This window comes from Aquabacter sediminis, assembly GCF_028863665.1.
Lineage (GTDB): Bacteria > Pseudomonadota > Alphaproteobacteria > Rhizobiales > Xanthobacteraceae > L1I39.
The window spans coordinates 26794-38646 of the sequence record NZ_JARBFX010000001.1 but is presented as its reverse complement, the minus strand read 5'-3'; the positions used below and the strand labels follow the sequence as shown (position 1 = coordinate 38646).

The window sequence follows — 11853 nt, the reverse complement described above, 5'->3', positions numbered from 1 at the left end:
CACGCCCTCAAGGCGTCGTGCGCACCCGCAGCGGCAGGCGGGAGGCGGGCCAGGCCAGCAGGATCAGGCCGACGCCCGCCCCCAGGAACAACCCCACGGACCCCAGAAAGCCGATCACCTGAGCGGCGATGAAGGCGCCCGTGGCCTGGCCGGCGAAAAAGCAGGTGGCATAAAGCGCAACGCCCGCCCCGCGCGCCGTGGGCACCAGCTCGGTCGCCATGATCTGGATGGTGTTGTGCAGCATGTAGAAGCCGAAGCCCAGCAGCAGGAAGACCGCGATCACCAGCGGCAGGTTGGGCACCAGAACCACGCCCATGAGGCACAGCCCCGCCACCACAGCGCCCGTCCCCGCCATGCCGGACAGGCCCAGCCGGTTCACCAGCACCCGCACCACCAGCGTGTACAGCACGCCGCCCAGCCCGAAGGCGCCGATGGCGAAGCCCGCCTCCACCGCATGGCCGATGTTATGGCTGTCGAGATGGGTGGCGACAAAGGGAAAGCAGCCGAAGATCAGCCCGCCCTCGATGGCCGCCACGGCAAAGAGGCGGATGGACAGCGGATTGGAGAACACCACCAGATAGCCCTTCAGGGCCCGGCCGAATGAGAGCGTCTCCCGCGCCTTCGCCTCGTTGAGGAACAGCGTTGCGCCCAGCGCCGCCGTGCCGGTGACCGTGGCGCAGCTCCAGAACACGGCGCGCCAGCCGAAGGCGCTGGCGATCATCCCTGAGACCACGGCGCCGGCCAGCTGTCCCAGCACGATGGCGGACAGGAGGCGCCCCAGTGCGATGGGCCGTTCCGCATAGCTCACCCGATCGCCCACCGTGGCGAGCGCCACCGGGATCACGCCACCGGCCCAGCCTCCGGCCACGATGCGGGCCACCAGGAGCACCTCATGGGACGGCGCCAGCGCGCATAGCATCAGCGACAGCGTGAGCATGGCCAGCGTGATGCGGATGAGGCGCACCCGCCCGAAGGCGTCCCCTGCCGGACCGAACACCAGTTGCGTCGCCGCATAAGGCAAGGTGAAGGCCGTGGCGAGGAGGGCAGCGCGCTGGAGGCTCACCTGCAGATCAGCCGCCACCAGCGTCAGCATGGGATCCATGGCGCGCATGGAGACCGCGCTGGAAAAGCCCGCAAGGCCGAGAATCAGCAGGAAAGGCATGGGGATGCGCCGGGGGATCGCGCGGGAAGGAGCTCCCGTTTCCAACGCCCGCCGCCAGGGGTCAAGGCAGCTCGACACATGGCCGGGAGGCGGCGCCAGCGCCCACCGCATGGCTCGGCGCGCGGTAATCATTGACACAGCGCACAAAATTCATACTTTGCAAGCTGTCGTCCGAGCTTTTTCGAGTCCAAGCGCGCCGAACGACGACCCCTCGCCCAGCCCGTACGGCACGGGACGCGCGATTACCGGCGTGCCGCCGCATCATAAAGATGCAATGTCATTTACCGAACTCGGCCTGAGCGAAAAGGTCCTCGCGGCCGTAAAGGAAACCGGCTACACGCAACCGACGCCCATCCAGGCGCAGGCGATCCCCCATGTGCTCGCGCGCCGCGACGTCCTGGGCCTTGCGCAGACCGGCACCGGCAAGACCGCCGCCTTCACGCTGCCCATGCTCACCCTGCTGGAGCAGGGACGTGCGCGTGCCCGCATGCCGCGCACCCTCATCCTCGAACCGACGCGCGAACTCGCGGCGCAGGTGGAGGAGAATTTCGTCCGCTACGGTTCCAACCACAAGCTCAACGTGGCCCTGCTGATCGGCGGCGTCTCGTTCGGTGACCAGGACAGCAAGCTGCTGCGGGGCGTGGACGTGCTCATCGCCACCCCCGGCCGCCTGCTGGACCATGTGGAGCGGGGGCGCCTGCTGCTCTCCGGCATCGAGATCCTGGTGATCGACGAAGCCGACCGCATGCTGGACATGGGCTTCATCCCGGACATCGAGCGCATCTGTAAGCTGGTGCCCTTCACCCGGCAGACGCTGTTCTTCTCCGCCACCATGCCGCCGGAAATCCAGCGCCTGGTGTCGCAATTCCTGTCCAACCCGGTGCGGGTGGAGGTGTCCAAGCCCGCCTCCACCGCCACCACGGTGACCCAGCTCCTGGTGGCCTCGGGCAGCGAGGATTACGAGAAGCGCGAGACGCTGCGCGAGCTCATCCGCAATGCGGAGGGGCTGCAGAACGGCATCGTCTTCTGCAATCGCAAGCGCGACGTGGCGGTGGTGCACCGCTCGCTCCAGAAGCACGGCTTCAACGTGGTCTGCCTCCATGGCGACATGGACCAGCATGCCCGCACCCAGGCTCTCGATCAGTTCCGCAGCGGCGAGGCGACGCTTCTGGTGGCTTCCGACGTCGCCGCCCGCGGCCTCGACATTCCGGCGGTGAGCCACGTCTTCAATTATGACGTGCCCCACCATTCGGAAGACTATGTGCACCGCATCGGCCGCACCGGCCGCGCCGGCCGCACCGGCACCACCATTGCCATCGTCACGCACGACGACGCCAAGTCTTTGGCGGCCATCGAGAAGCTGATCGGCAATCCCATCCCCTGGCAGGGCGAGCCCCTCGGCGAGGCGCCGCCCCGCGAGCGTCGCGGCGACAAGCGCGGCCGGGACAAGGACCGTCGCAAGGACGGGGAACGGGGAGAACGGAGCGAGCGCACCAAGCGCAGCAGCCGCGACAAGCCCCGGGACGAGGCCCGTCCGCCCCGCCGCGAGGAAGCGGAAGTCGCGGCCTCGCCCGCACCTGCCCGCGAGCGGACCCGCGAACGTCCGGCCCGCGATGCGGACGAGCGGGAAGCCTCCCGCCCCCGCACCGAGCCGCGTGAACGCACCGAGGCCCGCGAGCGTTCCGAGCCCCGGGACCGGGCCGAGGTGCGCGATCGCAATGAGACCCGCGACCGCTCCGAAGGCAACAAGCGCCCCCGCCGCGAAAACCGGCAGGACAGCGAGCCCGCTGACATGTCCCACCTCCCCGCCTTCCTCCTGCGCCCGGTGCGGGTGAAGGCGAGCTGAGGCGGACAGAGACTCACACGGCGCGTTTTGGAAAGGCCGGGCCAATGCCCCGGCCTTTTTGATTCAAGAGGTCTGTGGCGCCAGCTGTGGTCGATCTGCGAGGCGGTCGAACCGGCATACTGCCTTTGGACAAAGGAAGGGCGCTGTGCGGCGTTTGCACGAAACACTGACGCGGCTGAGCGGCGGGCGCAGCGCAGGACACGGTCGTCGAAACATCGCAGCAAGGCGCCCACTGTCCCGGACGCCAACGCGATCAGCGGGTGACGGCCGGGAACCCGCCCACCACGCTCGACCTTTGCACAAGCGCCTTTGCATACACGAAAACAATGGCTTGCCCCGCTCTTCTCATGTGGCGCGCCAGCGCCGCACTCACAGAAGAACCAGCATCTCCCCTTGTCCGCCCACCAGCCGATCCCCCACGAGGCGCCGGGCGCGGCTGCTGAGGGGGCCGCCGAAAAGGGTCGCAACCTCCGGCCTGCGACGGGCGAGGAGCGCCAGGAAAACGAGATCGTGCTCCCCCGCATCGCCGAAACCGGCGGAAAGAAGCTCCGGGGCCTTGTCCAGCAGGAGGGTTCCCCGCTTCATGCCGATGCCCGCGTCCGGGCCGAGCTCGCCCTTCACCGCCAGCGTGCCGGCGATCATGCGCTGGGCGGCGCCCGCACCGGCCGACCCGGCAATGAGTACCAGTCCGCCCCGCATGCGTTCGCAGGCCTGAGGGCCCACCTGTCCCGTCACCCGCACCGTTCCGCCACTCATGCCCCGCCGCTCGCCGGGCAAGGCGCCGGCAAGGCGTGCGCCGGCATCCCCGGCAAGATCGATGCAGCCGCCGGCGAGCCCCGCGCCGAGATCGTCGCCCGCGTCTCCGCGAATGGACAAGTGTCCCGCGCTCATGCCGGCGCCCGCCAGCGCGCCAACCGGGCCTTCCACCAGCAGATGCCCGGCCGCCATTCCTGCCCCCACATTGTCGAGGCGAGGATGCCCCTCAAGGGTCAAGCGTTCACCGGGGCCGCCGGAAATGGCGAAGACATCCCCGAGCGCCACCGCCGCGGCGCCCACGAAGACGGTGAGCCGCGCCACCGCCCCCGCATCGAAGCCAGCGAGGCGATCGGGCGTGAGGCCGGTCATGTCCACCCGCGCCGGCGGGGCCGCCTTCAAGGCGAAGCGAAAGCCGGCGCCGCTCATGCCAGAAGCTCCCGCAGGTGGAAGTGGAACGGCCCGAGATTGCCGCCATAATTGCCCGCATCGATGGCGAGGATGCCGGCCTCCTCGCCGAGCGCGCAGACCGCCTCAATGCCCGCTTTCATGCTGGCGGCCACCTCGGCCGCGCTCAGACCGTCAATCACGATCTCCAGCACGCTGCCCACATCCGGCGACAGCGCCGAAGGCACCTGGGCCCGCAAGGTGGGGCAATAGGCGCCGTTGGTGGAGGCGATGAGGCCGGGATATTTGGACCCGACCTTCGAGCCCGAGCGGACAACGCCGCCCGGGAACGGCAGGATGGCACCCCGCACCTGCCCCATGGCCTCCACCGCATACTCGGCCGCATGGAGCGCCGCCGCGCGAGAGCGGGCGAGGATGAGGAAATTGCCGCCCCCCACTCCGTCCGTCACCGAGCCGGTGATATCGTCGCAGACGAACTCGCCTTCCATCACCGGAATGCGCCAGATGCGTTCATCGCCGAGCCGCTTGGACACCTGATGCCCGTCGCCGAAATAGCGCAGCGCCCGCCCGACCGGCACGGACGCGCCGCCGGCAAGGCCCGCATAGCAGGCGGTGGTGGGGCAGGTGAGCACGCATTGGCCGACCCGGCTGGGCACGATCTTTTTCAGATCCTTCAGCGACATGGCGAAGAGGAGCACGGAGACGCCCGGCCGCCCGTCCGGCGTCTCGTGGGGTGGGATCTCCGCCTCGATCCCCGCCTCGCAGCCGCAGCCGATGACGGAGGTGGCAAAGCCGGTGAGGGTCTGCGCCGCGATGCGCGCCCAGCGGGCCGTATCGGCGGTGATGACGAGCCGTGTGCCGGCCATGGGGAAGGCTTCGGCGAAGCCGTCGCGGATTTCAACGCCGTTGCGGAACACCGAGCCGCCATTGCTCATGGCGCGCACTCCACGCAGGTCGGCCCCTGCCCGTCCCGGATCTCCCCGTCGGCGATGCGGAAATGCTTGGCCTTCAGCCCGATGGCCTCGTCGAACCAACGCTCCATGCGCTTGTCCATGAGGGGATCGTAATCGGGCTTCACCGCGAAGGTGCGCCCCTCCACCAGCGCCACCACCTCGCCCTTGCGCACGATCTCCCGACCGTCCTTGAGCACCAGGCGGGGCGCAGCGAACATGGCCTCGCGATCGGCGCCATCCTCATAGAGGACCACGTCGCCCACCGCGCCCGGCGCCAGGTGGCCGCGATCCTTCAGGCCCAGCGTGCGCGCGGGCGCGGCGCGGGTGACGATGGCGATCTCCTCCAGCGTGTATTCGCGCGTGAGGCTTTCCAGGTTCGTATGGGCGCGCGCCGCCTTGTGCAGGCGGGCGAGCTGGGCGTTGCGGAAGTCCCGGTCCATCAAAAGCCGGATGAGATGGGGATAGGAGGTGAATGGCCCGCCATTGGGATGGTCGGTGGTCAGGAAGACCCGCCAGGGGTCCTCGATGAGCAGGAACAGTTCCAGCCCGATGGCCCATTGCAGGGCATTGACGAATGATTTGTCCCGATAGGCGAAAGGCACCACGCCGCAGGCGGCGTCGCATTCGATGTCCATGCCGATCCACTTCTTCGGATCGGCGATGCCGTGGTTGCGATATTGCGCCATCAGATCGGCGGAGGCCGTCACCGTCTGGCCGAACATCACCTGCCCGACATCGACGGAGATGTGGGGATTGGCATTCACCGCTGCCGCCAGCTCCGCCGCGCCGGACGAGAATTTGCGGTCCCCCGCCGTGCCGTAGGAATGGAACTGCACATGGGTGAGGTGCAGCGGGAAGCCATCGGTGGCGCCGATGGTGGCGAGCGTGGTGGAGATATTGCCGGGCACGCCCAGATTGCAGCCGTGGAGATGGATAGGATGGGGCACGCCCAGTTCCGTCACCGCCCGCTGGAGGGTGGTGAGGATGCGCCGGGGGGTGAGGCCATAAAACGGCCCCTGCTCGTCCAGGTCGAGCGACCGGCCATTGAATTTGAAGGCCGAGATGCCGCCGGGATTGACGATCTTGATGGCGCAGCACTGGGTGGCCCGCAGCATCCAGGCCACATAATCGTTCACCGCCCCCTGCCCTTCGCCCTGCGCGATGAGACGAAGCAAGGCGTCGTCATTGCCGAGCACCAGGAAACCGCCGGTGTCGATATTGGGAATATCCGCCATTTCCAGATGGGCATGACGGGCATTGGCGCCCACCACCGCCGGCTCGAACACGGCGGTATAGCCCATCTGCGAATAGCGGCAGCCGGTGAGATGGGTGGTGGGAGCAGCCTGCCCGCCGCCGCAGCCGCAGAAATCGCCGAAGGGCTCGGGATAGGCCGCCCGGTCATTGGTCATGAGCAGGCGGGCGAGATTGACCTTGCCGCCGGCAATGTGGCTGTGCAGGTCGATGCCCCCCGCCATGACCACGCAGCCACGCGCATCATGGACCTGATGGGACGGCAAGGTGGGATCATCGGCCACCACGCGGCCATCCTCGATCACCACGTCGCGCACCACATCCACTACCCCGCTCGCGGGATCGAACAGGCGCCCGCCGGAGACACGCACCCTCATGCCGCCCTCCCCGCCTGGAGAATGGCCGCAGCCGCCTGCGCGACCGAGGCAAGGCCCGCCTCGCGGACACCTTCCAGCGGCAGGCAGACGACGCCGTCCATGCGGAACACCTGGCCGCCATGGTCGACGCCCGGCGTGCCCACGGGGATGAAGACCTCCGGCTCGCGGGCAAACTCGGTCTCGGGATGCGCCAGCGCAATCACCGGCCCCCGGTCGAAGGCCGGTGGGGGATCGGGGCGGAAGGCGCTGGTGTGCAAGAGAAGGTCCGCATCATCAAGCGCAGCGGCGGTCGCGTAGAGGCCGGGCGCATGGCGCGCCTCGCCGCCGCCCACCAAGGTGCGCAGCGGATATCCAAAGCGCCACAGCATCACCTGGTGCGCACCCAGGCAATTGTCGCGCCCGCCCAGCGGGAAGACGGCGGCGCGGGTGGTGGCGTTGAGGGTGGCGACGATGTCCGCCGCCCGGCTTACCACCAGCCCGGCCTCGCCAGACTGGAGGGTGGCCGCATTCCAGGTGAGGACGCCATAGCGGGCGGCTTTCAGAAGGCCGGACACCTCCAGGAGCGCCTCCCCCAGCGCGCCGGCGAAGGCGCCGCCGAGATCCGCCAGCGAACGGCCGGCCACGAAGGCGCCGAGCGCCGCCAGCGCCTCGGCCAGGAGGCCGTCCGGCACGGGCACCTCGCGCACGTCCTGGCCCGCCAGGAGATTGCGGGTCGCCGCCTCCGGCCCGTGGCCGAGAAACACGATGGTGCGCCCCTGCGGCAGGAAGAGCGGGCCGGCGCCGTCGGTTCGCGGGGCGGGAACAGCCCGCTCAAAGAAGCGGGAGAAGACGCCCGTGGGATCAGCGCCCACAACCACCAGCACGTCGCAGCGATTGCGCAGTTCCGCCAGGGTGCAGGCCACCCACCCCACCCGCTGGAGGGTGTCGAGATTGCGAAACAGCCCCTCCGCGCCGGAATGGTCGAGGCTGGCGCCGAAGGCCACGGCGAGATCGGCCAGCCCCCGCAGCCCCGCCACATCCGCGCCAAGCCCGGAAAAGGCGGCGGCACGGCTGGATTTCAGATGGGCGGCGGCGGCAGACGCGGCTTCGGCCAGCGAAACCTCCCGCCCGCCGACGCGTGGGCCGCCGGGCTGGCCGGGGCCCCGCCGCAGAAGCCGCGCCGCCTCAGGGCAGGCGCGGCGGGGGCGAACCTCCCGCCCCGTCACCGCTACTTCCAGATCATCGCAGCCGAGCCCGCAAAAGCCGCAGGCGAGATCGCTGACGATGCGCGGAACCTGCGCCGACATGGCCTTGCCCGCCTCAGTCATATTTCACATAGGAAAAACGCAAATCATTCTGCGGCGTGCCTTCCAGCGGGCCACCCGCTTCCAGGCCCGGCTGCCATTGCACGACCTCCTCGATCTTGGCGGCGAGCGCGAAGTCGCGGGCGGTGATGCCCTTGGCGTCGTGGGACATGAGACGCACCTCCACCCAGGCATAGGAGGCGGTGAGGTCGGGATGGTGCCAGGCGGCCTCGGCCAGATGGCCCACCGCATTGATGACCATCAGCGTGCCCTTCCAGCTGTTGGTGCGATAGGTGCGGCGGATCCAGCCGTCCTCATAGCGCCAATGGGGCAGGTGCGCGGACAGGTGCGCTGCGATCTCGTCCGACGAAAATGTGGCTTTGCGGTCCACGGCCATGCGACGTGCCTCCGATTGTGGAAGTCCGATCAAGACGCCGCGGCGGTTGTCCGCTTGTCGTTGCAGTGCTCCGGCGCCCTCAAGGCCGCCGGGCCATGCGTCTGTTGTTTCAACAAGAGCTAACACGCCCGAGGGCGTGCGAAAAGTCTCAGGCCTTACAGGCCCTTCTGCCGCTTGAAGGCGGTCAGCGTGTTCTGCAACAGGCAGGCGATGGTCATGGGGCCGACGCCGCCGGGCACGGGCGTGATGAGGCCGGCAACGCCCTGCGCTTCCTCGTAGGCAACATCCCCCACGAGGCGGGTCTTGCCGTCGCCCTTGGGCACGCGGTTGATGCCCACGTCGATGACGGTCGCGCCGGGCTTTATCCAATCGCCGCGCACCATTTCCGGCCGGCCCACGGCCGCCACCAGGATGTCGGCGGTGCGGCACTCACCCGGCAAATCGCGGGTGCGGGAATGGGCGATGGTGACGGTGCAATCCTCCCGCAGCAGAAGCTGGGCGGCGGGCTTGCCGACGATGTTGGAGCGGCCCACCACGACCGCCTTCAGGCCGGCGAGATTGCCCAAATGATGCTTCAGCAGCATCACGCAGCCGAGTGGCGTGCAGGGCACCAGGGCATCAAGGCCCACCGCCAAGCGCCCGGCATTGACCACATGGAAGCCGTCCACATCCTTGGCCGGATCGATGGCGGCAAGCACCTTGTTGGTGTCGATATGACCCGGCAGCGGAAGCTGCACCAGGATGCCGTTGACTTCCGGATCAGCATTCAGTCGCGCCACCAGAGCCAGCAGGTCCGCCTCGGCGGTGTCGACCGGCAGGCGGTGCTCGAAGGACGTCATGCCCGCTTCCACCGTCTGCGCCGCCTTGTTGCGCACATAGACCTGGCTGGCGGGGTCCTCGCCCACAAGCACGACGGCAAGGCCGGGCTTCTGGCCCGTGCGGGCGACGAGACCTTCCACTTCCACCGCGATGCGGCCGCGCAGGCCGGCCGCGAATGCCTTGCCATCGATGGGCTGGGTCTCGATCACGACTGTCCCCGCGAGTTTGATGCCAATATGTGCGTGTGGCCGGACTTCTCGCCTGCGGCGCTTGCCCTGGCAAGCCCCGCCGCCGCGCCCCTGGCCTGATGGGAGCGCATTCTTGCGGCGAAGGTGATTTTCGTAAAGAGAAAATTTTTATCCGCGGGGTGGAATATCGCCAGCGACCCAGCCCGCCTTCACCTGCGCCTTGTAGTCCCCATACCGCCCTTCCGCGATGGCCTGCCGGGCGCCGCGCATGAGGTCCTGATAATAATGGAGATTGGCCCAGGAAAGCAGCATGCCGCCCAGCATCTCCCCGCATCGCACGAGGTGATGGAGATAGGCACGCGAATAGTCGCGCAGTGCCGGGCAATCGCTTTCCTCGTCCAGCGGGCGCGGATCTGAGGCGTGGCGGGCATTCTTCAGATTGATGCGGCCGAAGCGGGTGAAGGCCAGAGCATGGCGGCCGGACCGTGTGGGCATGACGCAGTCGAACATGTCGATGCCCCGCGCCACGGCCTCCAGCAGGTCGTCGGGCGTGCCGACCCCCATGAGATAACGGGGCTTGTGGGTGGGCAGATGGGGCTCCACCGTCTCGATCATGTCCAGCATGATGTCCTGCGGCTCGCCCACGGCAAGGCCGCCGATGGAATAGCCGGGGAAGTCCATGCCGGCCAGCGCCTGCGCCGATTCCACCCGCAGCGCCTTCACCGCCCCGCCCTGGACGATGCCGAACAGCGCCCGCCCCTTGGGCTGGCTCTCGAAGGCGCGCTTGCTGCGTTCGGCCCAGCGCAGGGACAGGCGCATGGCGCGGGCGGCTTCCTCGTCCGTGCAGGGCAGGCGCACGCATTCATCCAGCTGCATCTGGATGTCGGCCCCCAAAAGCCCCTGGATCTCCACCGCCCGCTCCGGCGTGAGCTGGTGGACCGCGCCATCCACATGGGAACGGAACGTGACGCCGGTCTCGTCCAATTTGCGCAAGGCGGACAGGGACATGACCTGGAAGCCGCCGGAATCGGTGAGGATCGGGCGCTCCCAGCGCATGAAGCGATGCAGCCCGCCCAGTTCCGCCACCCGCTCGGCGCCGGGGCGCAGCATCAGGTGGTAGGTGTTGCCCAAGAGGATGTCGGCCCCGGTCGCCCGCACCTGCTCGGGATAGAGGCCCTTGACGGTCGCCACCGTCCCCACCGGCATGAAGGCCGGGGTCGCGATCTCGCCTCTGGGGGTGGAGATGGCGCCGGTGCGCGCCGTGCCATCGGTTGCGTTCAGGGTGAAGGCGAAGCGGCCTTCGGTCTTTGCGGTCTCGGTCATAGGCACTCAGCGCGCCGGCGCGCGATCAGGAAAGAGCAGGCTGGCATCGCCATAGGAATAGAAGCGATAGCCGGTTTCGATGGCATGGGCATAGGCACGCTTTTGCGTCTCATGGCCCACGAAGGCCGCCACCAGCATCACCAGGGTGGAGCGCGGCAGGTGGAAATTCGTCATCATCATGTCCACGGCGCGGAAGGCATAGCCGGGGGTAATGAAGATGTCGGTCTCGCCCCGATAGGCGTGAAACGTACCGTCCGGCGCCGCCGCGCTTTCCAGAAGCCGGGTCGCCGTTGACCCCACCGCCAGGATGCGCCCACCCGACGCGCGCACCCGGTTCAGCGTCTCGGCGACCTCAGCGCTCACCTCGCCCCATTCCGAATGCATATGGTGGCCGGACGTGTCCTCTGCCTTCACCGGCAGGAATGTGCCGGGGCCCACATGGAGCGTCACATGGTGAAATTGGGCCCCCGCCGCGCGGATCTGGTCCATCAGCGCCGGGGTGAAATGGAGGCTGGCGGTGGGCGCCGCCACCGAGCCCTCGTTGCGGGCGAAGACCGGCTGGTAGTCGGTGCGGTCACGCGCATCCTCCGGCCGCTTGGCGGCAATGTAGGGCGGCAAGGGCATGTGCCCGACCTCCTGGAGGGCTGCGTCGAGGTCCGCGCCCGCCACGTCGAAGGCCAGCAGCACCTCCCCTTCCGCGCCGCGCCCGGTCACCGCGGCAACCAGCTCCCGCGCCGTGTCGGGATGGGTGAAGACGATGCGATCGCCTGCCACGAGGCGCTTGGCGGGCCGCGCGAAGGCCGCCCAGCGGGCCTCGTCGAGGCGCTTCACCAGGGTCGCCTCGATGTGCACGGTGGAGCCGCCCGCGCGCGTGCGGGTGCCGTCGAGGCGGGCGGGGATGACCTTGGTGTCGTTCACCACCACCGCGTCGCCCGGACGCAGCAGCGAGGGAAGATCGGAAATGCGCGCGTCGGTCAGCTCGGTCTCCGCGCCGGGGCGCACCACCAGAAGACGTGCGCTCTCGCGCGGCGTGGCGGGGCGCAGGGCGATAAGTTCGGGAGGCAGTTCGAAATCGAAGGCGTCGACGCGCATC

The 11853-nt window shown here is 68.7% G+C and carries 10 protein-coding genes; 1 reads left to right on the top strand and 9 read right to left on the bottom strand.

The window, feature by feature from the left end; all coding sequences use genetic code 11:
• Positions 1-7: 7 nt before the first annotated feature.
• The gene (locus PV781_RS00175) at positions 8-1162 is read right to left on the bottom strand and encodes an MFS transporter (protein ID WP_274773636.1); all 1155 of its coding nucleotides are present in this window, start codon (positions 1160-1162) and stop codon (positions 8-10) included.
• A gap of 274 nt (positions 1163-1436) precedes the next feature.
• Between PV781_RS00175 and PV781_RS00170 the strand changes: the two genes are divergently transcribed.
• Positions 1437-3008: a DEAD/DEAH box helicase gene (locus PV781_RS00170; protein ID WP_274773635.1), complete on the top strand. Its 1572-nt coding sequence runs from the start codon at positions 1437-1439 to the stop codon at positions 3006-3008.
• A gap of 369 nt (positions 3009-3377) precedes the next feature.
• Here the strand turns inward: PV781_RS00170 and PV781_RS00165 are convergent, their stop codons facing one another.
• The 8 genes from PV781_RS00165 to queA all read right to left on the bottom strand — a co-directional run bounded on the left by PV781_RS00165 (position 3378) and on the right by queA (position 11852).
• The gene (locus PV781_RS00165) at positions 3378-4190 is read right to left on the bottom strand and encodes a formylmethanofuran dehydrogenase subunit C (protein WP_274773634.1); all 813 of its coding nucleotides are present in this window, start codon (positions 4188-4190) and stop codon (positions 3378-3380) included.
• On the bottom strand, positions 4187-5104 hold the full coding sequence (gene fhcD / locus PV781_RS00160; RefSeq protein WP_274773633.1) for a formylmethanofuran--tetrahydromethanopterin N-formyltransferase: 918 nt from the start codon (positions 5102-5104) through the stop codon (positions 4187-4189). The genes PV781_RS00165 and fhcD overlap by 4 nt, the downstream gene beginning before the upstream one ends.
• Complete coding sequence (locus tag PV781_RS00155) at positions 5101-6750, bottom strand: formylmethanofuran dehydrogenase subunit A (RefSeq protein WP_274773632.1); 1650 nt, start codon at positions 6748-6750, stop codon at positions 5101-5103. Before PV781_RS00155 ends, fhcD begins: the two co-directional genes overlap by 4 nt.
• Entirely contained in the window at positions 6747-8036 is a 1290-nt protein-coding gene (locus PV781_RS00150; protein WP_274773631.1) for a molybdopterin-binding domain-containing protein, read from the bottom strand. Before PV781_RS00150 ends, PV781_RS00155 begins: the two co-directional genes overlap by 4 nt.
• A 13-nt stretch (positions 8037-8049) precedes the next feature.
• Positions 8050-8430: a 4a-hydroxytetrahydrobiopterin dehydratase gene (locus tag PV781_RS00145; protein ID WP_274773630.1), complete on the bottom strand. Its 381-nt coding sequence runs from the start codon at positions 8428-8430 to the stop codon at positions 8050-8052.
• 155 nt (positions 8431-8585) lie between these two features.
• Complete coding sequence (gene folD, locus PV781_RS00140; RefSeq protein ID WP_274773629.1) at positions 8586-9458, bottom strand: bifunctional methylenetetrahydrofolate dehydrogenase/methenyltetrahydrofolate cyclohydrolase FolD; 873 nt, start codon at positions 9456-9458, stop codon at positions 8586-8588.
• A gap of 147 nt (positions 9459-9605) precedes the next feature.
• Positions 9606-10760: a tRNA guanosine(34) transglycosylase Tgt gene (gene tgt, locus PV781_RS00135; RefSeq protein ID WP_274773628.1), complete on the bottom strand. Its 1155-nt coding sequence runs from the start codon at positions 10758-10760 to the stop codon at positions 9606-9608.
• Positions 10761-10766: 6 nt separating this feature from the next.
• Positions 10767-11852, bottom strand: a complete 1086-nt coding sequence (gene queA / locus PV781_RS00130) for a tRNA preQ1(34) S-adenosylmethionine ribosyltransferase-isomerase QueA (protein WP_274773627.1) — start codon at positions 11850-11852, stop codon at positions 10767-10769.
• Position 11853: the final 1 nt, after the last annotated feature.

Bases quoted from the DNA above. Each gene is read 5' to 3' on its own strand.
- PV781_RS00175 (WP_274773636.1), bottom strand. From the start codon at position 1,162: ATGCCTTTCCTGCTGATTCTCGGCCTTGCGGGCTTTTCCAGCGCGGTC.
- PV781_RS00150 (WP_274773631.1), bottom strand. From the start codon at position 8,036: ATGTCGGCGCAGGTTCCGCGCATCGTCAGCGATCTCGCCTGCGGCTTT.
- PV781_RS00145 (WP_274773630.1), bottom strand. From the start codon at position 8,430: ATGGCCGTGGACCGCAAAGCCACATTTTCGTCGGACGAGATCGCAGCG.
- PV781_RS00165 (WP_274773634.1), bottom strand. From the start codon at position 4,190: ATGAGCGGCGCCGGCTTTCGCTTCGCCTTGAAGGCGGCCCCGCCGGCG.
- PV781_RS00170 (WP_274773635.1), top strand. From the start codon at position 1,437: ATGTCATTTACCGAACTCGGCCTGAGCGAAAAGGTCCTCGCGGCCGTA.
- tgt (WP_274773628.1), bottom strand. From the start codon at position 10,760: ATGACCGAGACCGCAAAGACCGAAGGCCGCTTCGCCTTCACCCTGAAC.
- queA (WP_274773627.1), bottom strand. From the start codon at position 11,852: ATGCGCGTCGACGCCTTCGATTTCGAACTGCCTCCCGAACTTATCGCC.
- PV781_RS00155 (WP_274773632.1), bottom strand. From the start codon at position 6,750: ATGAGGGTGCGTGTCTCCGGCGGGCGCCTGTTCGATCCCGCGAGCGGG.
- fhcD (WP_274773633.1), bottom strand. From the start codon at position 5,104: ATGAGCAATGGCGGCTCGGTGTTCCGCAACGGCGTTGAAATCCGCGAC.